Below are 23,585 nucleotides of genomic sequence, written 5' to 3' on the forward strand. Positions count from 1 at the left end.
CGCAAAACTCCGGTCTGCTCACACGACACTGCATGTGTGGTCCATCAAGCAAGTCTCGCACCGTTTGCCGGGTTGCCCCGTATTCCCGCGAAACCTGTCCCCACAGCCGGGAACGAATCATGTCTTGGACTGATCCGGTTGCCAAGACCTTTCCGGAGTCCCGATCGCAGTTTCGGTGCGAAAACCGGTCCCGGCGGTCAAGAATCATGTATGGAAAATGCCATGCAAGACGATATCACCGCCGAACTTCCGGCCGACCAACTCGCCGCCCTGCTCTGTGCACGGCTTTGTCATGACCTTGTCAGCCCGGTCTCGGCGCTGGGTGCTGCGCTCAGCGTGTTCGATGATCCGGACAGTGGCGACATGCATGATGACGCCATGGATTTGGTGCGCGAAAGCTCGCGACAGGCCCAATCCAAGCTGGAATTCTGCCGCCTTGCTTTCGGGGCGGGCGGGTCTGCGCCGGGCATTCTGGACAGTCGCGAAATGCAGCGCCTGACCGAAAACATGTTTTCCTCGGTCAAGCCGGACATTGTCTGGAAGGTGGAGCCGACCGGGCTGGAAAAACAGGCCGCCCGGCTGCTCTTGAATATGTGCCTTCTGGGCGTTGATGCCGCGCCGCGTGGCGGCACCGTCACCATCGAGGCGACGACGGCAGCTGGCGGGGCGCGTCTGCGTGTCATCTCTGAAGGTCCGCGCGCGCGCCTGGAAGAGGGCACAGCCCGCGCCCTGGAAGCCCATGCGCCGGAAAACGGTTATGATGGCCGCTCGATCCAGCCCTATTACACGGGCCTGATCGCGCGCACGAATGGTGGCAGGGTGAGCGCGCAGGCCGATGAAAACCGGGTGGAGTTCATCGCGCTGGTGAAGGGTCCGGAAGGGATGATTGGTTGATGACGCAGGCGTGGGCGGCGTTGCATATCGTATGACCGATTTGTCTGCGAGAAGACGTTCGCTGCCAAGAGTCCGTTAACTAAGGCCTGTCAGGTTGCTGTTGAATCAGAACCGCACGGGGCCTGCCATGGACGATCTAATGAGCGAATTCTTGACGGAGACGGCCGAGAGCCTGGATGTCATCGATTCCGAACTGGTGCGCTTCGAGAATAACCCTGAAGACCGGGCGATCCTCGATAATATTTTCCGTCTCCTGCACACCATCAAGGGAACCTGCGGGTTCCTCGGACTTCCGCGACTGGAAGCGGTGGCGCATGCCGGCGAAACCCTTCTGGGCAAGTTCCGTGATGGCGAACTGAGCGTTTCACCGCCGATGGTGACGCTGGTCCTGCAGGCGATCGACCAGATCAAGGTCGTGCTTGAAGCCCTCGAGAATACCGGCGTTGAACCGGCCGGTGATGACTCCGAACTGATCGGCCGCCTCGAAGACGCCTCGATGGGACGTCTGCCGGAGCAGGCCGACGAGAACGTGCCGCAGCAGCCGGAAAACTGGGACAGTGACCTGGGCCGCGAACTGCGCCCGGGTGAAGTGTCCCTCGCTGATCTGGAAGCCGCCTTCAACGGGACCGATCCGGAAGTCGAGACCGGCGCGGAACCGGTCGCCGAGCCGGTCCAGCATATCGGCGTCGGCGAGTTCGACCCGGCCCTGGGTCGCGAGCTGCGCCCGGGTGAAGTGTCCGCGGCGGAACTTGAAGCCGCTTTCGCCGATGCCGAGCCGGACCCGACTGTCGCGCCACCGACGACCGAGCTGATCACCAAGGATATGAGTCAGGCCGAAGCCCTCGCGACTGCGATGGCTGAGCTCAAGGGCGGCGATGACGCCGTTGCCGGCGATGACGCCGTTGCCGGCGAAGGCGGTGTGAAGGTCCAGCAGACTGTGCGCGTCGGTGTCGACGTGCTCGAGGCGCTGATGACCACCGTCTCCGAGCTCGTTCTGACTCGGAACCAGCTGATGCAGACCATTCGCGGTCTGGAAGACGAAGAACTCAAAGGTCCGCTCCAGCGCCTGTCCGCCGTGACCGGTGAGCTGCAGGACGGTGTCATGAAGACCCGCATGCAGCCGATTGGCGATGCCTGGCGCAAGCTGCCGCGGATCATCCGCGACGTCTCCACCGATCTTGGCAAGAAGATCGAACTGGTGATGGAAGGCAATGAGACCGAGCTCGACCGTCAGGTCCTCGAACTCATCAAGGATCCGCTCACCCACATGGTCCGCAACTCCGCTGACCATGGCCTGGAAATGCCGGCTGACCGCGTCAAGGCGGGCAAGGCCGAGAAGGGCACGATCAAGCTTTCCGCCTATCATGAAGGCGGGCACATCATTATTGCCATCTCCGATGATGGCATGGGCCTCAACACGGCCCGTATCGGCGAGAAGGCCCTCGAGAAGGGGCTGACCACGCACGAAGAACTCGAGCGGATGCCGGAGCAGCAGATCCACCGCTTCATCTTCGCCCCGGGTTTCTCGACCGCCGAGAAAGTCACCAACCTGTCCGGCCGCGGCGTCGGCATGGACGTGGTGCGCACCAATATCGAGCAGATCGGCGGCGTCATCGATGTCACCTCGACCGCCGGCAAGGGGTCACACTTCTCGATCAAGATCCCGCTCACCCTGGCCATCGTGTCGGCGCTCATCGTCGGTTGCGACGAGCAGCGTTTCGCCATTCCCCAGCTCGCCGTACGCGAACTGGTGCGTGTCGGCGCCGGGTCCGAGCACACGGTTGAAAACCTCAATGGCGCCCGCGTCATGCGTCTGCGCGACCGGCTCATGCCGCTGGTCGACCTGCACGATGTGCTGGGTGTCGGCGAAGCCTATAACGGCCAGGAAGACGAGACCGGTTTCGTGGTCGTCCTCGATGCCGGTGGCCGCAATGTCGGCCTGGTCGTCGACAATGTCCTCGACACCGAAGAGATCGTCGTCAAGCCGCTCTCGGATTCCCTGCGCGGGGTTCACGCCTATTCCGGTGCCACCATTCTCGGCGATGGTTCGGTCATCATGATCCTCGACCCGAATGGACTGGCCGGCGAGATTGTCACTGCCTTGGACGAAGAAGCCTCGATGGAAGCCTCGGCCGCGAAAGCCGCAGAGGCCACAAACACGCAGCGCCTCCTGCTGGTGCGCGCCGGTGGGTCCGAACCGAAAGCGGTTCCGCTTGCCCTGGTCACGCGTCTGGAAGAATTCAATCCGGACACCATCGAAAGCACGAATGGGCGCCTTGTGGTCCAGTATCGCGGCCGCCTGATGCCGATCGTGCCGATCGGCTCGGAAATCCGCACGGTGGAAGGTCAGCGCCAGCCGGTCCTGGTCTTTGCCGAGAACCACACCTCCATCGGTCTGGCCGTCGACGAGATCGTCGATGTGGTTGAAGAGCGTGTCGACATGCAGATGTCTTCGGACAAGCAGGGCATCATCGGTTCCGCCATCATCAAGGGCAAGGCCACCGATGTGGTCGACATCGCCTGGTATCTCGACCAGTCCCGCGCCGGCAATATCCAGCGCAGGACGAGCAATCGCCGCCGCCGCATCCTGCTGGTCGATGCCGACGCCTTCGCGCGCCGCATGATCGCGCCGCTGCTGGCGGCTGCGGGTTATGACGTGACCCCGACCGGCGGCATGCATGAAGTGCACGCCATTGCCGAGGCCGGGGAGCAGTTCGACGCCGTGGTCGGTGATCCGACGGCGCTGTCGCGCATTCGCCAGGAGGGCCTGTGGTCGACCCTGCCGACGCTCGCTGTCACCGACTGGCCGGAAGATACGCAGTCCGAGGGCCTGACGGCCGTGCTGCCGAGATCTGATCGTGGCGCTCTCATCGCCGCACTCGACTCGGTGTCTCAAGAGGAGAAGGTGGCATGACCACGACACACGATGACAACTCGGAGCTCAGCGCCGAGTCGATGAATGAATATGTCTCGGTGCGCATTGGTGATCAGCTCTTTGGTGCTCCGGTCGACGCGATCCGTGAAGTGTTCGCGCCGCAATCGGTGACATCGGTCCCGCTGGCCCCGAATGAAGTGGCCGGCCTGCTCAATCTGCGCGGCCGTATCGTGACCGCGATTGATGCCCGCCGCCGCCTCGGTTTGCCGCCGCGCGAAGCCGATGATGCGGGAATGGCACTTGGTGTCGAGCGTGGTAGCGAAATTTTTGGACTTATCGTGGACAGTGTCGGTGAAGTGCTTCGTCGACCTAGGGCGGAGCTGGAGCCGGTGCCGGCTCATGTCGATCCGACCTGGCGGTCGATGGTCAAGGGTGTGCACCGTCTGGATAAGGAATTGCTGGCAGTCCTCGACGTCTCGGCCGTTATCGGAACGGCCGGCGCCAAGGCAGAAGCCGCCTAGCGGAGGGTGTTGGGATGAAAATGTGTCTGGTCGTTGACGATTCCCGGGTGATCCGGAAAGTCGCGCGCAAAATTCTCGAAGAACTTCAGTTCGAATGTGTCGAGGCGGGTGACGGGTCGGAAGCCCTGGAAGCCTGCCGCAAGCAGATGCCGGACGCGATCCTCCTGGACTGGAACATGCCGGTCATGAACGGGCTGGATTTCGTCAAGGCGCTGCGACGCGAAGAGGGCGGCGATCAGCCGGTCGTCGTTTTTTGCACGACGGAAAACGACATGGCGCACATCACCGAAGCCCTCCGGGCTGGTGCCGATGAGTATGTCATGAAGCCGTTTGATGGCGACATCATCGAGTCCAAGTTCCAGCAAACGGGTTTGCTGCGCGCTTCCTGAGGGGGTTTCCAATGACGGAACTCGCCCATATGGCGTCTCCCGCCCATTCCATCGCCCGGGTCCTCGTGATTGATGACTCGGCCGTCGCCCGCGGTCTCATGACGCGCTGGGTGGAAGAAGACACGGATCTCACCCTCGTCGGCGCTGCCGTTGATGGCGAGCAAGGCCTGCGAAAGGCCGAGGAACTCAAGCCCGACCTGATCGTGCTTGATGTCGAAATGCCGAAAATGGACGGTCTGGCCGCCCTCCCGCTGCTGCTGAAGGCGGTGCCGGGCTGCAAGGTGGTGATGGCCTCGACGCTGACGCGTCGGGGTGGTGAAGTGACCATTCGCGCGCTCTCCATGGGCGCCGCAGATTATGCCTCCAAGCCCCAGGCTGGCCGTCTCGCCGGCGCCGAGGAATTCCGCCGCGATCTTCTCACCAAGCTGAAAGCCCTGGCGCCGCGACCGATTCCGCCGGTCCCGACACAGAACCAGATCGCGCCGGGCGCTCCGGCAGCACCGACCGCGCCGACAGCACCGACCGCTCGCACGATCTCCGCGCCGCCGCCGGCTTCAGCGCCAGCGAAAAAGATGCATGCGCCGGTGGCGCAGCCGCCGCAGACCCGTGGCACGCCGCGTCATACCGGTCGTCCGGATATCATCGCCATCGGTTCCTCAACCGGCGGGCCCCAGGCTTTGCGCGATGTGATAGCTGCAATTCCGGCTGATGTTCGTGCCCCGATTGTCATCGCACAGCACATGCCGGCACTGTTCACCAAAATTCTCGCCGAACACCTGACCAAGGCCGGCAAGCTGGTGTGCAAGGAAGCCGAAGACAATGAGCGGCTGAAGCCGGGCTGCGTCTATGTCGCGCCGGGTGATTTTCACATGACCATCCGCAAGGACGCGGCGGGCTTCTATGCGGTGCTCGACCAGACACCGCCGATCAATTTCTGTCGTCCGGCAGTCGATCCCCTGTTCCAGTCGGTGGCCGAGGTCACGCGCGGAGCAGCCCTGGGCATCATTCTGACGGGCATGGGCCATGACGGCCGCGAAGGCGCGCGCATGCTGCGCAATGCCGGCGGTACGATTCTGGCCCAGGACGAGGCGACAAGTATCGTCTGGGGTATGCCGGGAGCCGTGGCGGAAGCCGGCCTGGCCGATGAAATCCTGTCTTTGTCGGAGATAGGTCCGGGCATTGTCCGGCGCGTGAAAGGTGGATTGTAATAATGATAAAACAAGATGACATCCTTTTCGTGGCTGCAGAGGCGTTCAAGCGCTCGGGTCTCGTTTTGTCTGCCGACAAGGGGTATCTGCTGGAAAGCCGTCTGGCGCCGTTGGCCCGGGCCGAAGGGTATCCGTCGATCGAGGCGCTGATCACAGCTGCCCGTCGCGATCCCGGGGGGCGCCTTCTCTGGTCGATCACGGAAGCGCTTGCGACGCACGAAACCTTCTTTTTCCGCGACAACACGCCGTTCGACCTGTTCAAGCAGGATGTCCTGCCGGTCCTCGCCCGTGCCCGCGGCAATAATGGTCAGATTCGCATCTGGTGCGCGGCGTGCTCGTCAGGTCAGGAACCCTATTCCCTGGCAATGCTGCTCGAGGAAGAGCGTGCCCGGCTCGGAAATCTGCGCATCGAAATCATCGCCACCGACATGGCACCGCGCGTGCTCGAAAAGGCCAAGGCCGGCGTTTACTCGCAGTTCGAGGTTCAGCGGGGCCTGGCCGTGCAGCGCCTGGTCCAGCATTTCGAGCAACAGGGCGAGCAGTGGCGCGTCAAGCCGAACATTCGCTCCATGGTGACGTTCCAGAAGCAGAACCTGCTCGAGAACTTCTCCCTCATGGGCACGTTTGATCTGGTATTCTGCCGCAATGTCCTGATCTATTTTGATGCCGACACCAAGAAGAAGGTGCTCGGACGCATCGCCCAGCAGACCGCCCAGGATGGCTATCTGATAATGGGTGCCGCCGAAACAGTGGTGGGTCTCTCAAGTGATTTCTCGCCGGTTGAAGGGCGCCGTGGTCTTTATGGCCGCGCCGCAGCCGCAAAATCGGCCGCAGCCTGACCGGCCAGCGACGCTCTGTCTGATCAAGGCCCCGCAGCCCGGCTGCGGGGCCTTTCTCTTGACCCGAGCCTGAGCGCGCGCCCTAGTATCGGCCTATCCGTCAACCGATCCGCCCGCGTGTCGAAGGTGTCCGCATGAGTATGATCCTGGCCGCTTTTGCCCTCAGCCTCGCTTGGGTGCAGTCCGACCACGCCGCGGCAAGTGTCCCGCAGCCACCGGCCTGCGAGATCGAAATCTTCGAGACATCACGCTTCCTCGTCTGCGCCTACATGGCCGACCGTCACGATCTCCGTCTCGTGCGCAATGACCTGGACCCGCAACGCTCGCGCCGTCTCGACGCGCTGTTGCGCGATCCGGACATCGAGAGGGGCCGCGTGCGCTTCGCAATGAATGCCGGCATGTTCGAGGAGTCGGGCCGGCCGCTGGGCCTCTATGTGGGAGAGGGCAGGACAGGGCGCGCCCTGAACACCCGCTCGGGCCATCGCGGCAATTTCTATCTCATGCCCAATGGCGTCTTCTTTACCGATGGTCGCGGGCACCCCTTCGTTGTGACAAGCGCCGACTGGCCGGATCATGCCGATGATGCCGTGTGGGCGAGCCAGTCCGGGCCAATGCTGGTGATTGACGGGGCCTTGCACCCTGCCATTCAGCATGACGGCCCCTCGCGCCGGGTGCGTAACGGGGTTGGCGTGATCGGGGAGGGCGCCGCCCTGTTTGTGCTCAGCCTCGAACCGGTTTCCTTCGGGCGGCTGGCGCGCTTTTTCCGCGATGGGCTGGGCAGCGAAAATGCCCTTTATCTGGACGGGGTCGTATCCGGCGCCTGGGTGCCGTCACTCCCGCGTCTCGACCTGATTCACCGTGTCGGACCAGTATTTGTGATCAGCGAGCGGGAACGCCGCTGAGGGGAGGCGGCACGTCGCGCGCAAAGAAAAAGGCCCGGGCGGGCAGCCCGGGCCTTTTCATCACGTTGAGACCGGAAATCAGGCCGAGGCCTTCTCCTCCACCGGGTCGCGAAGCACATAGCCGCGGCCCCAGACTGTCTCGATATAGTGTTCGCCATTGGTGGCCGCTGCGAGCTTCTTGCGAAGCTTGCAGATGAAGACGTCGATGATCTTCAGTTCCGGCTCGTCCATGCCGCCATAAAGGTGGTTGAGGAACATTTCCTTGGTGAGCGTCGTACCCTTGCGAAGGGAGAGCAGCTCGAGCATCTGGTATTCCTTGCCCGTCAGGTGGACGCGCTGGCCTTCAACCTCGACCGTCTTGGCGTCGAGATTCACGCCGATCGAACCGGTCTTGATGATGGACTGGGAATGCCCCTTGGAGCGACGCACGATGGCATGGATGCGGGCGACCATTTCGTCCTTGTGGAAGGGCTTGGTCATATAGTCGTCGGCACCACAGCCCAGGCCGCGCACCTTGTTGTCGATGTCGGCATTGCCGGTGAGGATCAGGATCGGGGTATCGACCTTGGCCACGCGCAGCGTCTTGAGAACATCAAAGCCCGGCATGTCGGGCAGGTTCAGGTCGAGCAGGATGATGTCGTAATCATACAGCTTGCCCAGGTCGACGCCCTCTTCGCCGAGGTCGGTGGTGTAGATGTTGAAGCCTTCTGACTTCAGCATCAATTCGATCGACTGGGACGTCGCCCGATCGTCCTCAATAAGAAGAACCCGCATTTGGTTCGCCTCCGGTTTTTGCTACGCGGGGCGAATCACTTCTCGCCCGGCCTCATCTCGTGATTAACCTTATTTGGACGCTATGCGGAAACCCTTAACGAAAGTTAACTGTGGCTTGACCGGATTTTGGAATCGGCAGCTCGCGATATCCTTGCTGGGAAGCTTGATTCGGATTTCGCGTTAACCATTCAGGGGTTAACGGGCCGGATTTCGCCTGATCCGTGTGCGGTGCCTGCGGATTGATCAAATATGCGCGGTATAAAGTATTCACAGCGGAGGGCCGTTTCTGTCTGTGTTGACAGGCAAATCAGCTCAATTTGGCTGAGGAAAACATGGCTCAACTTATCCACAAGCAATTTTCTTCCAGTCCTGACTCCGAAACGGAATCGGAATCCGGACAGGTCTAGAATCGGTTGGGATCGGGGCTGCAGAAATTGCCGGGTGTTTACGTCGAGGCAACCGACGATACCTAAACTGATCGTGAAGTGGCTTTTGTGCCACGCTTTGCAAGGCGGGCTGACCCGTATGATGGAAACCCTGATCGATCGCGTCGGGCGCATGGATGACCGCGTTCTTGAAGGGCGCGTCACCGCGCTCAACGGACTGCTGGTTGAGGCCGAAGGGCCAAAGGCGGGCTTGTCGCTGGGCGCACACGCGCAGATCGAGACCGGGGACGGGGTCGCGGAATGCGAAGTTGTCGGTTTCCGTGGCGAGACAGCCTTGATGATGCCCTTCGGTCCGCTTGAAGGCGTGCGCCCCGGTGCCCGGGCTCTCCTGCAGCCGGAAGCCGCGCGGGTTCGGCCGAGCCGGTCCTGGCTGGGCCGGGTGCTCGATGGTTTCGGACGCCCGCTTGATAATGGCGCGCCGCTGACCGAAGGCGGGACGCCGTATCCGCTCAAGGGCAATCCGCCCAGCGCCCATGGCCGTGCCCGTCTGGGTGACCGCCTGGACCTGGGCGTGCGAGTGCTCAACGGTTTTGTCCCCATGCGACGGGGCCAGCGGCTCGGCATTTTTGCCGGGTCGGGTGTTGGCAAATCGGTGCTCATGTCGATGCTGGCGCGCGCCTGCGATGCCGATGTCATCGTCATTGGCCTGATCGGTGAGCGGGGCCGCGAAGCGCGTGAATTCGTCGATGATGTTCTGGGTCCGGAGGGTCGCAAGCGTTCCGTGGTGATCACCGAGACGTCCGATGCCCCGGCCCTGGCGCGGCGTCAGGCCGCCCACCTCACCCTGACCACCGCGGAGTATTTCCGCGATCAGGGGCTCGACGTGCTCTGCCTGATGGACAGTGTCACCCGTTTTGCCCTCGCACAGCGCGAAATTGGCCTCGCCGCTGGCGAACCGCCGACCACGCGCGGATATACGCCGTCCGTATTTGCTGAATTACCACGGCTACTTGAGCGCGCCGGCCCGGGTCCGGAACGGACCGATGGCGGAAAAACCGGCTCCATTACCGGTCTTTTCACTGTTTTGGTGGATGGTGATGATCATAACGAACCCATAGCCGATGCCGTTCGAGGCATCCTGGATGGACACGTGGTCATGAGCCGAGCCATTGCCGAGCGGGGGCGCTACCCTGCGATCGACGTTCTCAAGTCGGTCAGCCGGACTGCGCCCGAGGTTTATGACGCTGCCGAGCGACCCCTGGTCGCGGAAGCGCGCAAGCATTTGTCGGCCTATGCCGACATGGAAGAATTGATCCGTCTGGGTGCCTACACCCAGGGATCCAATCCCGCGGTGGATCGGGCCATAGAGCTCAACGAACCGCTGGAAGCGTTTCTCGGTCAGCAAAAAGACGATGCGGCGGACATACCGTCGACTTTCGCAATGCTGTCGGAGATTTTGGGTGGTGGTGAAGGAGTGCGGCAATGACACGCTCACATGAACCTCTGATCCGGCTTGCCCGGTTCAAAGTGGAAGAATTGCAAAAACAGATGGCCGAGCTTGATCGCTCGCGCGCAGCCCTGATCGGCCAGATCGAGCGCCTGGAAGCGTCTGTCCCGGAAGAGCAGGCGGCGGCGGCCCAGTCCAAGGAAGGCTATGTCGCTTACGGCTCCTATGCCCAGGCGGTGATCAAGCGGAAGGAAAATATCCGCGCGTCACTCGATGAGGTCGATGTCCAGGCCAACGCCCTGCGCGACCGGCTGTCGGAAGCCTTCACGGATCTCAAGAAATACGGGCTCCTTGAAGAGCGTCGTCTCGCCCGGATCGAACAATCGGTGCGCGCCGCCGAACAGGACGAGCTCGACGAGATCGCCCAGATTCGCCACGGGCGCGCGTCACACTGATCGCGCGCTTTCCCTGACGACACAAAAGGCCCCGGACCCGCTGGTCCGGGGCCTTTTGTTTTGAGGTCGTCCGCCTAGAAGGCTTGCGACCAGCTCACATCGAACCGGACCGACCGGCCCGGCTCGCTGGTGCCGGCAAAGACGCGGTCATAATCGTGGTCGAGCAGGTTTTCGATGCCGGCATTGAGACGCAGGCCACTGTCGGCGAAGGGCTGCCAGCGGGCATAGGCGTCGGCGACGACATAGCCGGCGCGGTGTTCGGTCACGTCCAGCGGTTCGTCATACGCGGTCGCTGCAGCGACCCGCCCGCCCAGGGTCAGGCGGCTGTCCGCGAAATGCCAGCGACCATCAACGAACAGGCGGGTCGGGGCGAGCGAGCCGAGCGGGGCGCCGGTGGCGACGTCCTTGCCGTCAATCCCGGTCAGGGAAGCGTCGAGCGAGAAGGCGCCTTCACTCAGGCCCAGCTGGACTTCATAGCCCTCCAGCTCTGCCGATCCGACATTGCGGCTCTGCGTGGTGCCGGCCGAGCAGGGTCCGAAGAAGGGCGGGGCGAAGCAGGTCGGATCGAAGGCGAAGTCGACGAAGAGATCGATCAGATTGTCGGCCTTGGTCTCATACCAGGAGGCGCTGACATCGAGCCGGTCGAGATTGGCACGCCCGGCCAGATTCAGCCGCAAGCCGATTTCCAGTGTCTCGGTCTCTTCCGGCAGAAGATCCGGATTGGCAATGAATTCATTCGTGATGAAGGTGGGCGGGCCGAGGATGATGTGCGGCAGGGAGAAATGCGTGCCGTCGAGATAGAGTTCATTGATCGACGGGGCCCGGAAGGCCTCGCCCCAGCTGACGAAGATGTTGAAATCCTCGATCGGGGCATAGGTGGCCGCGAACCGGCTGGACGTGGCATCGCTCGACACGGTTGTCGTGGTCGGGGTCGAGGTCTCGAACCTGTCCTGGCGGACGCCCGGCAGCAGGATGACCCGGCCCGGCAGACCCAAGGGGGCCGGCCCGTCGAGTTCCAGCTGGACCCAGCCAGCCGAGAACTGGCTGTCGGCGTCGGGCGCACCCCCGCGGACGCCATCCGTTTCGGCGCTGTCATACCCGTCCTGGCTGTCCTCGTAATATTCGCCGCCGACGGTCAATCCGGCATCGAAGGCGCCGAGGGCGAAATCGAAGCGCTGGTCGAGGCGGATGCCGGAGGTTTCCAGGTCGCGGCGGAGCTCGCGGCCGGACACGGTTTCGGTCTCATCGACTCCGGTCTCATTGCGATAAAGCGTAAGGTCGAGGTCGAGCCAGCTGATGGCCGGCGGCGTGATCGAGGCATTGAGCGTGATCGCGTCCGAGGTGATGTCCTTGTCGACCAGCGCGTTGAGTGAGCCGACCCCGGCCACGCCCTGGGCGTTGTTGGGCTCGGTGGCCGTGCCATCGAATGTCTGCCAGCTCAGCTCGGTGCGGATGCCGTCGGCCAGGTCCGCGCCCAGCTTGAAGAGGCCGGAGACGCTGTCATCACGCGCCGGCAGGTCGGCGCCGGAACCCAGTGCGATATCGCCGGACTGGCGCGAGGAGGCGGAGGCGAGGGCGTCGAAGGCGCCGGTGCGGCCATAAAGGCTGACCGAGCCACGGCTTTCCTCATCCACAGAGCGGTAGCCGGCGCCCAGCCCGTATCCCCAGGTCTCGCCGGTGCCCAGCAAGTCATGCGCACTGGCGGTCCGGAAGGCGAGTACGCCGCCCGAGGCGCCGGACCCGTAAAGCGCCGAGGCCGGCCCGCGGACCGCGTCGACGCCAACCAGCAGGGCCGGGTCGACGAAGAAGACACCATCATGCGCCGAGCCGAAATTCTGCCGGGCGCCGTCGAGCAGAAGGGTTGTATTGGCCCGGCCCTGGCCGCGCAGGGAGATAGTCTGGCCGGTGCGACGCGGTCCGCCGGATATCTCGACACCGGGCAGCTGGCGCAGAAGGTCATCGAGATCGGCGGGGCGGGTGAGGTCCAGTGTCTCGGTGTCCACGGTCGCGGTGGCGCCCGGATAGACGAAGCTGTCGAGCTGGGTCCGCGTGACTTCGACGATGATCACATCCTCGCCGGTATCTGTCTCGCCTTCCTGGGAGAGGCCGGGCGTCGAGAGGGTGAGCAGGGCGGTCGTGGCGAGGAAAACGCGTTTCATGGTGAGGGTCCGTTATTGAGAATGATTTGCACTTGCTGCGTTCTGCCGCTTGCTTTATGAGAATGCAAGTGAGAATCTTTATCAACAACACGTCAATTTCTTCAGGGTCATTCCAGATACCCGACGCATCCCAGAGACAAAGAGGGGCTTATGAAACTCGCCTATATTGCCGCCGCCGCACTGACGCTGGCCGGTTGCGCCACCCCAGCCACTTCCGATCGCGCGGCCTTGCCTGCGACAGCCGCCCTGCCTGCGCACAGCCAGGCCGAGTTCGAACAGGACAGGCAGGCCATTCTCGCCATGCAGGGCGAATATGCGGTCACATTCGACTTCCGGGAAATCGTGCCGATCGCGCCGGGCTATGAGCTGGCCGAGCCGAAGCTGACGCCCGCGCGTGAAGTCGTGGTCGTGGTGGAAGACAGCGGCGATTTCATCATGTTGCAGCACTTGCTGATTGTTGGCGACGCGGCCAATCCCTTCATCGTCAAGCATTGGCGCCAGGACTGGCGCTATGAGCCGGAGACGATGCTGGCCTTCCAGGGATTCGATGACTGGACGGTCGAGGAGATTGCCGCAGCCGAGGCCAATGGGGCCTGGTCGCAGACCGTCTATCAGGTTGATGACAGCCCGCGCTATGCCGCGATCGCGCCCTGGAGCCATGATGCCGACGGCGTCTCGACCTGGGAGCCGCCCGTTTCATGGCGCCCCCTGCCTCGTCGTGACGACACCACGCGCAATGACTATGACACCATCGCCGCCGTGAACCGCCACACGGTCACCCAGTGGGGCTGGATTCACGAGCAGGACAATTCCAAGCTCGCCCTGGACGAAGACGGGCAGGCTCGTGAACTGGTTCGCGAAGTCGGGGTGAACACTTATCGTCGCACCGAGCTGTCCAATGCCCAGGCCGCGCGCGACTATTGGAGCGCCACCCAGGATTACTGGGCGCTGGTCCGGGCCCGCTTTGATGCGCTGGAAACCGACGGGACGCGCCGTTTCCACATCGAGGATGATGCCGAGGGGACGCTGCTTTATGGCCCGGTTCTGGAAGCCGGCCAGCGCGTATTTTTCGGGATCAGCGATGCCGAGGCCGCTTTTGAAGAGGCCGAAACCTATCTCGACAGCCAGATCACCGTCGTCCAATAGCTTCGCAGCTGGATGGTGAGGGAGGGCGGCGCTTGCCCGAGCGTCGCCCTTTTCCCTTTTGCAGTCCGGCTTGAAGCCGGGCCCATAGGCGGACTAGCGCCCGTAACGCCGTTTCGCCCAGAAGATCGCGCCGATCGTCATCATGTAGATGACCAGGCGCATGATCACGACCACGCCGCCACGCTCATCAAGCCGGGAGAAGGCAAAGTCGAAGGCGAAATCCGGCGGGATGCCGGTGGACCAGCGATAGAAGAAGGGGGCGCAGGCATCGATCAGGAAGGCGATCGAGGCGGCAGCCGGCCATTGCGGCCATTTGCGCATGATCAGGGCGGCAACCAGCGACAAGACAATGATCAGCCACCAGTCGAAGGGGGTGAAACCGGCGCTCAGGCGATCTGCGAAACTGTCATACATGGTCAGGCCTCCCGGGCCGATCGATCAGGCGGCCTGCTTGCCGCGCGCCAAAGAGCCCGCCAGCGCCTGGATGTCCTTGGCGGCCTGGCATTGCGGCGCGCGCAGGGAGACCGCGGTCTGGGCCCGGATTGCGGCCGGAACTGTCGGATCCTTGCGGACGATGCCGGCCAGTGTCGGTGTGAAGCTCAAAAAGGCCTCACAGGTCTTGCGGAAGGCACCGAAGGCCTCATTGGCGGCATTCATGTCCGGCGCATTATTGATCACAACCAGGGGCGAGGCGCCGTCATCATGCAGGCGCAGCGTCTTCACGAAGGCATAGGCATCGGTCAGTGAGGTCGGCTCGTCATTGAGCACGATCACGACATCATCGGCCGTCAGCGCGAGGCGAATCGTGGCCCGGTCAGCACCGGCGGCAAGGTCGAGAATGGCGCGGTCATAGGACAGGGCCAGGGCCGCGACGCCGGTGGCGAGCTTGGTCAGGCCGGGACCGGCCAGATTGGCCAGGGCACCGGAACCGGAGCGGCCGGAAATGACATCAAAGCCGCCTTTCTGGCTGGCGCCGCCCATGGCCGGGCAGACGGCATCCTGGATCTTCACGCGGCCATTGATGACGCTGGAAATGTCGGAATTGGGCTGCAGGCCGAGCTGGACGTCGATATTGGCCATGCCGAGATCGCCATCCATCAAAAGACAGCGCTCGCCCATTTGCGAGAAGGCGCGGGCCATGCCGATGGACAGCATGGTCTTGCCGACGCCGCCCTTGCCGGAGGCGATCGCAAGGATACGACCGGCGGAGCGGTCCTGCGGTGCGGACGCGATCTTCATCAATCTTCCTCCTCGAAGGGGGTGTTTCTGTCCTCGATCAGGACCCGGGCCAGGCGCAATGGCGTGGCCGGAGCCAGGCCGCCGCCAATGAAGGGGGTCGAGGAAATCTGCGCGAAGGCCAGGCCGGTTTCACCAACGCCGAGCACGGCGCCAAGCCGGCGGGCGCAATCCAGCTTCACCGGGATACAGCGGCTGGCGCCGATCGAGGCAAAGAGCGAGGCGGCGTCCTCGGCATCTTCGGGCGTCAGTCCGGCGTCGAAGACATACAGGATTTCGGCGTTGGCGCTGTCGGCGAAGGCCAGTGTCATGTCCAGATCGTCGAGCTCGAACGGGTTGACTGCCGGACTGTCGATCAGGACCGGGCCCTCGATATCGTCGACCGCCTCGATCATCTCGCGCGGATCATCGACGGCGCGGAAACCGGCACCCATGCGGCGGGCGAGTTCCTGCAGCCGATCATTGGCGCCGGCACGCTCGCCATCACAGGAGATGAGGGTTGGCACCGCCCCGGCGGTGATCGCCCGGGCGGCCGTCTTGGCCAGGGCCGAGGTCTTGCCGACGCCCGGAGTCCCGGCGAACAGGACGGCATGTTCGGGCACGGCGGGCAGCGGCTGGAATGTGTAACGGCTCTCGATGGCATGGGCGAGGCGGGCCACGGCCTGGCCATCGGAGAGATCATGGGCGGAGCGGATCAGGGCCTGGGCGGCTGAACCCGGGGCGCGATGAAAGCCGAGCGCACGGATCACCCGGTCCAGCTCATTGTCCTCCCGCAGGCCACGCTCGATATCGGCTTCACCGGCAAGGCGGATGGCGCGGTCGCGCACCTGTTCGGCCGGCTCGGCAATGCGCGCCATCTCGCTGGCGGCACGCACTTGCACGCCGCCGTCGGGGCCATCGCCGGTGGCAATGATCACGGCGTCGGGGCCCATTTCACGGCGCACTTCAGCCATGGCTTGGGTCAGGGACGGGGCAGCAAAGGTTTTAAGATGCATGGGCTCGGATCATATCACAGGTCAAATTCGGTCGCTTAACCGACATGGCCCATCGTCTGAAGGCGCGCGCTCGGGTGAATTTCATTCTGCGACATCACCACGGTCTGCGGGCGAAAACGCTCAACCAGAGAACGCACATACGGACGAATCAGCGGGCTCGTCAGCAGCACTGGTACATGACCCTGAGCTGATGCGGTTTCAAAAGAGTTTCGAATGGCAGCGACGAAATCATGCAGCTTGGAGGGGGCCAGTGCGAGCTGGCGACGATCGCCGTCCCCGACCAGGGCTTCCATGAAGGCCTGCTCCCATTGCGGGCCCATCGCCAGTACCGGCAGGACGCCATCATGCGCCTTGTTGGTGTGGCAGATCTGACGCGCCAGGCGGGTCCGCACATGCTCGACAATGGCGTCGAGATTCTGGGTCGTGGCGCTGGCTTCCGCGATGCCTTCCAGAATGGTCGGCAGATCACGGATCGAGATGCGTTCCTTGATCAGGGATTGCAGGACACGCTGGATACCGGCCCGGCTGATCTGGTTCGGGGTAATGTCGTCGACGAGGGCCTTGTGTTCTTTCGACAGCTTGCTGATCAGCTTCTCGACCTCGGCGTAGGACAGCAGGTCGGCCATGTTCTCGCGCAACAGCTCGGTCAGATGGGTGACCAGGACAGCGGCCGGCTCGACGATGGTGTATCCGCGGAAGGAGGCTTCCTCGCGCAGGCCTTCATCGATCCAGGTCGCGGGCAGACCGAAAGTCGGTTCCTTGACGTGCTTGCCGGGCATGTCGATCTGCAGGCCGGCCGGATCCATGACCAGCAGCTTGTGCAATTCCAGCTCGCCGCGACCGGCTTCCAATTCCTTGATGCGGATCGTGTACTCGTGATTGCCGAGCGACATGTTGTCGATGATCCGCACGGCCGGGGTGATGAAGCCCATTTCTTCGGCCAGCGAGCGACGCAGGGCGCGGATCTGGTCGGTCAGCTTGCGGCCATCGACATCATTGATCAGCGGCAGCAGGCCGTAACCCAGCTCGATCTTCAGCTCGTCAATGGCGAGACTGTCCTCGATCGGGGCTTCCTGGTCAGACTGGGTTTCGGCGACTTCGGCTTCTTTCTCGGCGACCGCATCCGCTTCGGCCTGGGCCGTTCGCTCGGCGATATCGCGGTTCATCCAGGCCAGGGTGCCGGCACCGGCGGACATCATGGCGAAGGGGATGAGCGGCATGCCGGGCAGGAGGCCGACCATCAGGGCAACGCCTGAGACCAGGCCGAGGCCTTGCGGGTTTGCGGTCAGCTGGCCGAACAACGCCTTGTCGGCCTGACCGTTGACGCCGGCCTTGGAGACCAGCAGGCCGGCACCGACCGAGATGATCAGGGCGGGGATCTGCGAGACCAGGCCGTCACCAATGGTCAGGGAGGAATAGGCCGAGGCGGCCTCGCCGAAAGGCATGCCGGACTGGACGACACCGATGATGATGCCGCCAACCAGATTGATGGCGGTGATCATCAGGCCGGCCATGGCATCGCCACGGACGAATTTGGAGGCACCATCCATGGCGCCGAAGAAATTGCTCTCGCCTTCCAGCTCGGTGCGACGCTTGCGCGCCTCGTCCTCGGTGATCAGGCCGGCCGACAGATCGGCGTCGATCGCCATCTGCTTGCCGGGCATGGCGTCCAGGGTGAAGCGCGCCGCGACTTCCGCGATCCGGCCGGAACCCTTGGTGATGACCACGAAGTTCACGATCACCAGGATGGCAAAGACAATGATGCCGATGACGACATTGCCCTGCATGACGAAGGAGCCGAAGGCCTCGATGACCTCGCCGGCCGCGTCCGTCCCCTCATGGCCCTTGGACAGGATCAGGCGCGTCGAGGCGATATTCAGTCCCAGGCGCAACAGGGTGGTAATCAGCAGGAGGGCCGGGAAGGCCGAGAATTCCAGCGGCTTCTTGATGAAGAGCGCGGTCATCAGGACCAGGACCGACATCGAGATCGATATCGCCAGCGACATGTCCAGCAGAAAGCTGGGCATGGGCAGCATCAGCATCACCAGGATGGCGAGAATGCCGACCGCCAGCGCCACATCACCGCGCAGCGTGCGGTTCAGGAAGGCGCGGAGATCAAACCCACCCGCAGCGGGAGCGGGGGTCGGAGGAGCAGCGGTATCGGCCAATGATCAGTCCAATCAGGCTACGGAAACACCCTGGGCGGGTTGGTTGGGCGCGGGAATGTCGACGCCCTGATCCGAATAGAGTTTCAGCTTGTTGCGCAGGGTCCGGATGGAGATGCCGAGAATGTTGGCGGCGTGGGTCCGGTTGCCCAGGCAATGGTCGAGCGTGTTCAGGATCAAGTCCTGTTCAACTTCCGAGACCGTGCGACCGATCATGTCGGCCTGGACCGATTGGGCGGTATCTGCGGCCTGACGGACGACATTATTGCCCGAGCCTGTAAACGCCGAGCCGTCCGGCATGCGAATCGCGTCGGGTGTGATCTCACGACCCGAAGCCAGCAGCACGGCGCGGTGCATGGCGTTTTCAAGCTCACGCACATTGCCGGTCCACTCACGCGCCAGCAGGGAGGTCTTGGCGGCGTCGGAAATGGCGCGTTCGTCGATCGCATTGGCCGTCGAGTACTTCTTCACGAAATGCTCGGACAGGGCGACGATGTCGGCCGGGCGCTCGCGCAGGGGCGGCAGGGCCAGATTCACGACATTCAGGCGGAAGAGCAGGTCCTCGCGGAAGCTGCCATCGGCGACGGCCTTGCGCAGGTCACGGTTTGATGTCGCGAGGATGCGGATATTGACCTTCACCGGCTTGGTGCCACCGACGCGGTCAATCTCGCGTTCCTGGATGGCACGCAGCAGCTTGGCTTGCAGACGCACGTCCATTTCCGAGATCTCGTCCAGCAGCAGCGTGCCGCCATCGGCTTCCTCGAACTTGCCCACGCGGCGGGCAATTGCGCCGGTAAAGGCGCCTTTCTCGTGACCGAAGAGTTCGGATTCCAGCAGGTTTTCGGGGATGGCGGCGCAATTCACCGAGATGAAGGGCGCCTGGGCGCGCTTCGACTTGGTGTGGACATAGCGGGCCATGACTTCCTTGCCGGAGCCGCTTTCGCCAGTAATCAGGACGGAGGCGTCGGAACCGGCGATGCGATCGGCGAGATGGATGACGGCCTGCATGGACGGGTCGCGGGCAATCATCGGGCGTTCGTCATCGGCGATCGCGGCCAGGACCGCTGCGATCAGATCGGCGTCCGGCGGCATCGGGATGAATTCCTTGGCGCCGGCGCGAATGGCGGCGGCCGCGGCTTCGGGACGGACATTGACGCCGCAGGCGACAACGGGAACCGAAATCCGCTCGGCCTCATTGGCCTCGATCAGGGACTGGACGTCCAGATGCAGGTCGACCATGAGCAGGTCGGCGCCGCGTCCGGCACGCAGATGGGCGGTGGCCTGTTCGATCGTGTCGACGTGCGAGACTTTCGCGCCGCGGTCGAGGGCGATCTTGGTGGCGGTGTGGAGTTGTCCGCCCAAACTGCCAACTATCAGAATACGCATGATATTTTCCGTCCTTTCCGCGAGGCCTTAGCCTGCGTCCCCGTCCTTGATGATTTCCGTCATGGTGACGCCAAGCCGGTCGTCGACCACCACGACTTCGCCGCGCGCGACGAGCCGGTTATTCACGTAGATGTCGATCGCTTCACCGATCTTGCGGTCGAGTTCGACAACCGAGCCGGATGTCAGCTTCAACAGCGAATTCACATCGATATGCGCCTTGCCGAGGACGGCAGAGATGTTGACGGGAACGTCAAAGACCGGCGCCAGATCGGCGGCGCTCTTTTCTTCCTCATCCATCATCTGTTCGCCGCGCTGGGGTGCCTCGACGGGCACTTGCGTGCCGTCATCGCCCAGATCGGGAAGGTCGAGATTGTCGTCAGCCATGTCAGGCCTCCTTAAGCCGCGCTTACGCCGGCGGCGGGGTCGCCGGGCGCGTCAGAGTGGGTTTCCTCGTCGCTTGGCGGCGATGCCAGCCAGCGTGCGACGACGTCATTCAGTCGGTGCTCGATTTCCTCGGCGCTGCGCTGAACCGCACCGGCGCCCCATTCCAGGCGCACATCGGCATTGGGCAGGGCGTCATCGCCGCGCACCATGATGGCCCCGTCGAAACCGGCATCGCGTGCCGTCTTCTCGAGGCGCTCGGCGAGGGATTCAACGAGTTCCGGATTGCAGCGTACCGACAGGCGCGGCTCGGAGCGCAAGTCCTGCACGGCTTCCAGCGCAACCTGTTCGATCGTGTCGATCGGGTACGCAGAGAGGGCTTCCCCGGCGATCTTTCTGGCGGCGGCGATGGCCAGTCCGGCAGCTTCCTGGCGCAGGGCGTCGGATTCACTGGCCAGTCGGGCTAGGATGAGCTGCATCTGGGAGGCGATGGCCTGCAGCGATTGCGCGCAGCGACCCTCTTCCATTTCGCGGCCTTCCTCGACGCCCCACATGCGGGCCGCGTCGACATCATCCTGGGTGAAGAAGCGCTTGTGGCTCTCCCCTTCACGCAGGATCTGGCCGTCATGGTCGAACTCTGTATCGAAATCAAATTTGACCGGATTCATTGTTCAACCTCCCTAGTAGATGAGTTCATCATCGGCGCCGCCATCGGCCAGCATGATCTCGCCCTTGGCGGCGAGGTCCTTGGCCATGGAGACGATTGATTGTTGCGCCTGGTCGACATCCTTGAGCCGGACCGGACCCATCGCCCCCATATCCTCGCGCATGATCTTGGCCGCGCGCTCGGACATGTTGGAGAAGAAGAGGTCGCGCAGACTGTCCGAGGCTCCCTTCATCGCCAGGGACATCTGTTCCTTGTCGATGGCGCGCATGAGTGTCTGGATGCCACCCGGATCGAGCTTGGAGAGATCCTCGAAGACGAACATGAGCGAGCGGATCTTCTCGGCACTCTCGCGATTGCGTTCTTCCAGGGCGGCCAGGAAACGGTTTTCGGTCTGGCGATCGAAATTGTTGAAGATCGAGGCCATCATCTCGTGGCTGTCATGCTTGGAGGTGCGCGCCAGGTTGGACATGAACTCGGTGCGCAGCGTTTCCTCGATACGATCGAGGATTTCGCGCTGAACCGGCTCCATGCGCAGCATCCGGGTGACGACTTCCAGAGCGAAATCCTCGGGCAGCGCGCCGAGCACGCGGCTGGCATGCTCGGGCTTCACCTTGGACAGGACCACGGCGACGGTCTGCGGGTATTCATTCTTGAGATAATTGGCGAGAACGACCTCGTTCACATTGCCCAGCTTGTCCCACATGGTGCGCCCGGCCGGACCGCGCAGCTCCTCCATGATGGAATCGACCTTCTCGCCGGGCAGGAAGGAGTTCAGCAGGCGCTGGGTCGCTTCGAAGGAACCCATCAGCGAGCCGGTCGAGGACATCTGACCGACGAAGTCGACGATCAGGCGTTCCACGGCGCTTGAGGTCACCGTGCCCAGATTGGACATGGCCTGGGAAACCTCGCGGATTTCCTCCTCGTCCAGATGCTGCCATATGCCTTCACCTTCATCGCCAAGGGCGAGGAGCATGACAGCGGCCTTTTCAGGGCCGGTCAGGCGTGACGGGTCTTCAATGGCGCGTTTTTCAGCCATGGTCGGACTCAACTCTCATGCAGCCAGGACCGGAGGATCGAGATCGATTCTTCCGGATGGGATTCAACGATATTGGCGACTTTCTTCAGCGAGGACGCTTTCACCTGGCCATCGATCTTCTCGATGTCGATGGAGTCCTCGGCGGTGGCCACGCCGGCGCCGCCGCCCGCCGCGGGCAGGGCGGTCGGGCGGCCTGCTGCGGTTGGCAGGGCGGCCGGAGCGGGCGCACCGCTCACGGCGCCATCCATGCCGGCACCGGCCAGGGCGAGGCCTTGTGGCATGACCATGCCGCTTGCCCCTTTGACCAGCGGGCGGGCGACCAGGAAGATGATGAGCAGGGCGGTGATGAACATCACGCCGATCTCGGCGGCCCGCATCAGGTCATTCTTGGAGAAGGACATGCCACCCGTCGCGGCGGTTCCCAGCAGCGGGTCGGTCCGGGCGAATTCGATCTGGCTGACCGTCAGCATGTCCTCGCGGGCGCCCGGCTCGTTCACATAACCCATGGCCGAGCGGACCAGGGCCTCGATACGGTCGATTTCAGCCTGCGGGCGTTCGCGCCAGGTGACGGTGCCGTCCTCGGCGGTTTCCAGCACACCATCGACGGCAACCGCGACGGACAGGCGATTGATGGCGCCGGCCTCGATGATTTCGGTGCGTGTCGTGGAGGAGATTTCGTAATTGACGCGCTCGCTGGTGCTTTCGCGGCTGGAGCGGCTATTGGGACCGCCCGCTTCGTTGGCGTCGCCGGCGTTTGGCAGGTTTTCCGAAGCCGAAACGCGATTCTCGTTGGCACCGTCCTGATCATTGGACAGATCCTCGCCCCGCTCACGCGAACGCACGACCTGGCCGTCCGGATCATAGGTTTCCGAACTCTGCGTGATCGACTGGCGGTCCAGTTCGGCGGTGACCTGGACGCGAGCGGCACCGGCGCCGACGACACCCTCGACAATGTCGAGAATGTTCTGGCGCATCTGGGCTTCAATCTCGCCGCGACGCTCATCCATCAGAATGGAATTGCCGGACTGGCCGTCACCGCCGCTGGCGAGCTGGCGACCGCGATCATCGGCGATCGAGACCCCGGTCGGCTCGATGCCGGCACTGGAGGCGACGATATTGCGGATGACGCGAACCTGCTCGGAGTTCAGCCGGCCATTGGTGGCGATGGTGACGGCGGCGGTCGGGGATTGCTGGTCACGGGCAAAAAGACGGCGCTCCGGCAGATTGAGATGGACCCGGGCCGAGTTAACATAGTTCAAGGACTGGATGGTGCGGGCCAGCTCGCCTTCCATGGCGCGCTTGGCATTGAAGTTCTGGACGAAGCTGGTCTGGCCGAAACTGTCCTGGCGGTCGAAAATCTCGTAACCGACCGAAGCGCCACTCAGCGGACCATTGGAGGCGACGCGTACGCGTGCCTCATCGACCTGGGCGCGATCGACATAGATCGCCGTGCCGCCTTCGCGGATCTCGAAGGGAATATTCGCCTGGTCGAGCAGCTGCGAGGTCGCAGCGGCATCGGCCGGGTCGAGACCGGAATAGAGCAGGGACTGGCTGGCGCCGCCCATGGCTCCGGAGAAATACACGAGTGCGGCAGCGACGCCTGCGGCCAGGCCGAAGATCGCTGTCAGCCGTCCGGCGCCAAAAGCCCTGAACTGTTCGAAAAGCGCGTTCACGTGAAAATCCCTGCCTCATTGCGTGCGCTTCATCAGCGAAGCACTGGGCAG

General features: G+C 63.3%; 21 protein-coding genes. 10 read left to right on the top strand and 11 right to left on the bottom strand.

Annotation, left to right across the window (positions count from 1 at the left end; all coding sequences use genetic code 11):
- Nucleotides 1-222 precede the first annotated feature (222 nt).
- From chpT to QZ266_RS06635, 7 genes are all read left to right on the top strand, one after another.
- Nucleotides 223-894: a histidine phosphotransferase ChpT gene (chpT, locus tag QZ266_RS06605; RefSeq protein ID WP_295692968.1), complete on the top strand. Its 672-nt coding sequence runs from the start codon at nucleotides 223-225 to the stop codon at nucleotides 892-894.
- A gap of 127 nt (nucleotides 895-1,021) precedes the next feature.
- A complete protein-coding gene (locus QZ266_RS06610) occupies nucleotides 1,022-3,808 on the top strand; it encodes a chemotaxis protein CheW (RefSeq protein ID WP_367178212.1) in 2,787 nt (928 codons plus the stop codon).
- Nucleotides 3,805-4,290, top strand: a complete 486-nt coding sequence (locus QZ266_RS06615; RefSeq protein ID WP_295692974.1) for a chemotaxis protein CheW — start codon at nucleotides 3,805-3,807, stop codon at nucleotides 4,288-4,290. The genes QZ266_RS06610 and QZ266_RS06615 overlap by 4 nt, the downstream gene beginning before the upstream one ends.
- 14 nt (nucleotides 4,291-4,304) lie before the next feature.
- Nucleotides 4,305-4,679: a response regulator gene (locus QZ266_RS06620; RefSeq protein WP_295692976.1), complete on the top strand. Its 375-nt coding sequence runs from the start codon at nucleotides 4,305-4,307 to the stop codon at nucleotides 4,677-4,679.
- 11 nt (nucleotides 4,680-4,690) lie between these two features.
- Entirely contained in the window at nucleotides 4,691-5,887 is a 1,197-nt protein-coding gene (locus QZ266_RS06625; protein ID WP_295692980.1) for a chemotaxis response regulator protein-glutamate methylesterase, read from the top strand.
- A 2-nt stretch (nucleotides 5,888-5,889) separates the two neighbouring features.
- Nucleotides 5,890-6,726 (top strand): protein-glutamate O-methyltransferase CheR, encoded by an 837-nt coding sequence (locus QZ266_RS06630; RefSeq protein ID WP_295692982.1) that lies wholly within the window; start codon nucleotides 5,890-5,892, stop codon nucleotides 6,724-6,726.
- A 134-nt stretch (nucleotides 6,727-6,860) separates the two neighbouring features.
- Nucleotides 6,861-7,628, top strand: coding sequence for a phosphodiester glycosidase family protein (locus tag QZ266_RS06635; RefSeq protein ID WP_295692985.1), 768 nt, complete (start codon nucleotides 6,861-6,863; stop codon nucleotides 7,626-7,628).
- A gap of 78 nt (nucleotides 7,629-7,706) precedes the next feature.
- Here the strand turns inward: QZ266_RS06635 and ctrA are convergent, their stop codons facing one another.
- Complete coding sequence (gene ctrA, locus QZ266_RS06640; protein WP_075188927.1) at nucleotides 7,707-8,402, bottom strand: response regulator transcription factor CtrA; 696 nt, start codon at nucleotides 8,400-8,402, stop codon at nucleotides 7,707-7,709.
- A 528-nt stretch (nucleotides 8,403-8,930) separates the two neighbouring features.
- On the opposite strand from ctrA, the gene fliI reads away from it, so the two are divergent.
- Both fliI and QZ266_RS06650 read left to right on the top strand, forming a co-directional pair.
- Complete coding sequence (fliI, locus tag QZ266_RS06645) at nucleotides 8,931-10,274, top strand: flagellar protein export ATPase FliI (RefSeq protein ID WP_366523952.1); 1,344 nt, start codon at nucleotides 8,931-8,933, stop codon at nucleotides 10,272-10,274.
- Nucleotides 10,271-10,690, top strand: coding sequence for a flagellar FliJ family protein (locus QZ266_RS06650; RefSeq protein ID WP_295692992.1), 420 nt, complete (start codon nucleotides 10,271-10,273; stop codon nucleotides 10,688-10,690). The genes fliI and QZ266_RS06650 overlap by 4 nt, the downstream gene beginning before the upstream one ends.
- Nucleotides 10,691-10,764: 74 nt before the next feature.
- Here QZ266_RS06650 and QZ266_RS06655 read toward each other — a convergent pair whose 3' ends face one another.
- On the bottom strand, nucleotides 10,765-12,849 hold the full coding sequence (locus QZ266_RS06655; protein ID WP_295692994.1) for a TonB-dependent receptor: 2,085 nt from the start codon (nucleotides 12,847-12,849) through the stop codon (nucleotides 10,765-10,767).
- 150 nt (nucleotides 12,850-12,999) lie between these two features.
- Between QZ266_RS06655 and QZ266_RS06660 the strand changes: the two genes are divergently transcribed.
- On the top strand, nucleotides 13,000-13,995 hold the full coding sequence (locus QZ266_RS06660; RefSeq protein WP_295692996.1) for a DUF6607 family protein: 996 nt from the start codon (nucleotides 13,000-13,002) through the stop codon (nucleotides 13,993-13,995).
- Between the two features lie 93 nt (nucleotides 13,996-14,088).
- Here the strand turns inward: QZ266_RS06660 and QZ266_RS06665 are convergent, their stop codons facing one another.
- Genes QZ266_RS06665 through fliF form a run of 9 tightly spaced genes read right to left on the bottom strand, consistent with a single transcriptional unit; the run spans nucleotide 14,089 to nucleotide 23,534 of the window.
- A complete protein-coding gene (locus QZ266_RS06665; protein ID WP_295692999.1) occupies nucleotides 14,089-14,409 on the bottom strand; it encodes a hypothetical protein in 321 nt (106 codons plus the stop codon).
- 24 nt (nucleotides 14,410-14,433) lie between these two features.
- The gene (locus QZ266_RS06670) at nucleotides 14,434-15,234 is read right to left on the bottom strand and encodes an AAA family ATPase (protein WP_295693004.1); all 801 of its coding nucleotides are present in this window, start codon (nucleotides 15,232-15,234) and stop codon (nucleotides 14,434-14,436) included.
- A complete protein-coding gene (locus QZ266_RS06675; protein ID WP_295693006.1) occupies nucleotides 15,234-16,226 on the bottom strand; it encodes a flagellar biosynthesis-like protein (FlhF) in 993 nt (330 codons plus the stop codon). The genes QZ266_RS06670 and QZ266_RS06675 overlap by 1 nt, the downstream gene beginning before the upstream one ends.
- Before the next feature lie 35 nt (nucleotides 16,227-16,261).
- On the bottom strand, nucleotides 16,262-18,394 hold the full coding sequence (gene flhA, locus QZ266_RS06680; protein WP_295693009.1) for a flagellar biosynthesis protein FlhA: 2,133 nt from the start codon (nucleotides 18,392-18,394) through the stop codon (nucleotides 16,262-16,264).
- Nucleotides 18,395-18,406: 12 nt separating this feature from the next.
- Complete coding sequence (locus QZ266_RS06685; RefSeq protein WP_295693012.1) at nucleotides 18,407-19,777, bottom strand: sigma-54-dependent Fis family transcriptional regulator; 1,371 nt, start codon at nucleotides 19,775-19,777, stop codon at nucleotides 18,407-18,409.
- Nucleotides 19,778-19,804: 27 nt separating this feature from the next.
- Nucleotides 19,805-20,161 (bottom strand): flagellar motor switch protein FliN, encoded by a 357-nt coding sequence (fliN, locus tag QZ266_RS06690; RefSeq protein WP_295693014.1) that lies wholly within the window; start codon nucleotides 20,159-20,161, stop codon nucleotides 19,805-19,807.
- 11 nt (nucleotides 20,162-20,172) lie between these two features.
- Nucleotides 20,173-20,826: a FliH/SctL family protein gene (locus tag QZ266_RS06695; protein ID WP_295693016.1), complete on the bottom strand. Its 654-nt coding sequence runs from the start codon at nucleotides 20,824-20,826 to the stop codon at nucleotides 20,173-20,175.
- 12 nt (nucleotides 20,827-20,838) lie between these two features.
- A complete protein-coding gene (gene fliG / locus QZ266_RS06700) occupies nucleotides 20,839-21,861 on the bottom strand; it encodes a flagellar motor switch protein FliG (RefSeq protein ID WP_295693018.1) in 1,023 nt (340 codons plus the stop codon).
- A gap of 8 nt (nucleotides 21,862-21,869) precedes the next feature.
- The gene (gene fliF / locus QZ266_RS06705; RefSeq protein ID WP_295693020.1) at nucleotides 21,870-23,534 is read right to left on the bottom strand and encodes a flagellar basal-body MS-ring/collar protein FliF; all 1,665 of its coding nucleotides are present in this window, start codon (nucleotides 23,532-23,534) and stop codon (nucleotides 21,870-21,872) included.
- Nucleotides 23,535-23,585: the final 51 nt, after the last annotated feature.

It is taken from the genome of uncultured Maricaulis sp. (genome assembly GCF_905480005.1).
Lineage (GTDB): Bacteria > Pseudomonadota > Alphaproteobacteria > Caulobacterales > Maricaulaceae > Maricaulis.

Bases quoted from the DNA above. Each gene is read 5' to 3' on its own strand.
- QZ266_RS06685 (WP_295693012.1), bottom strand. From the start codon at position 19,777: ATGCGTATTCTGATAGTTGGCAGTTTGGGCGGACAACTCCACACCGCC.
- fliN (WP_295693014.1), bottom strand. From the start codon at position 20,161: ATGGCTGACGACAATCTCGACCTTCCCGATCTGGGCGATGACGGCACG.
- QZ266_RS06615 (WP_295692974.1), top strand. From the start codon at position 3,805: ATGACCACGACACACGATGACAACTCGGAGCTCAGCGCCGAGTCGATG.
- fliI (WP_366523952.1), top strand. From the start codon at position 8,931: ATGGAAACCCTGATCGATCGCGTCGGGCGCATGGATGACCGCGTTCTT.
- QZ266_RS06630 (WP_295692982.1), top strand. From the start codon at position 5,890: ATGATAAAACAAGATGACATCCTTTTCGTGGCTGCAGAGGCGTTCAAG.
- QZ266_RS06620 (WP_295692976.1), top strand. From the start codon at position 4,305: ATGAAAATGTGTCTGGTCGTTGACGATTCCCGGGTGATCCGGAAAGTC.
- fliG (WP_295693018.1), bottom strand. From the start codon at position 21,861: ATGGCTGAAAAACGCGCCATTGAAGACCCGTCACGCCTGACCGGCCCT.
- QZ266_RS06610 (WP_367178212.1), top strand. From the start codon at position 1,022: ATGGACGATCTAATGAGCGAATTCTTGACGGAGACGGCCGAGAGCCTG.
- QZ266_RS06675 (WP_295693006.1), bottom strand. From the start codon at position 16,226: ATGCATCTTAAAACCTTTGCTGCCCCGTCCCTGACCCAAGCCATGGCT.
- QZ266_RS06635 (WP_295692985.1), top strand. From the start codon at position 6,861: ATGAGTATGATCCTGGCCGCTTTTGCCCTCAGCCTCGCTTGGGTGCAG.
- QZ266_RS06660 (WP_295692996.1), top strand. From the start codon at position 13,000: ATGAAACTCGCCTATATTGCCGCCGCCGCACTGACGCTGGCCGGTTGC.
- ctrA (WP_075188927.1), bottom strand. From the start codon at position 8,402: ATGCGGGTTCTTCTTATTGAGGACGATCGGGCGACGTCCCAGTCGATC.
- QZ266_RS06625 (WP_295692980.1), top strand. From the start codon at position 4,691: ATGACGGAACTCGCCCATATGGCGTCTCCCGCCCATTCCATCGCCCGG.
- QZ266_RS06650 (WP_295692992.1), top strand. From the start codon at position 10,271: ATGACACGCTCACATGAACCTCTGATCCGGCTTGCCCGGTTCAAAGTG.
- QZ266_RS06665 (WP_295692999.1), bottom strand. From the start codon at position 14,409: ATGTATGACAGTTTCGCAGATCGCCTGAGCGCCGGTTTCACCCCCTTC.
- QZ266_RS06695 (WP_295693016.1), bottom strand. From the start codon at position 20,826: ATGAATCCGGTCAAATTTGATTTCGATACAGAGTTCGACCATGACGGC.
- QZ266_RS06670 (WP_295693004.1), bottom strand. From the start codon at position 15,234: ATGAAGATCGCGTCCGCACCGCAGGACCGCTCCGCCGGTCGTATCCTT.
- chpT (WP_295692968.1), top strand. From the start codon at position 223: ATGCAAGACGATATCACCGCCGAACTTCCGGCCGACCAACTCGCCGCC.
- QZ266_RS06655 (WP_295692994.1), bottom strand. From the start codon at position 12,849: ATGAAACGCGTTTTCCTCGCCACGACCGCCCTGCTCACCCTCTCGACG.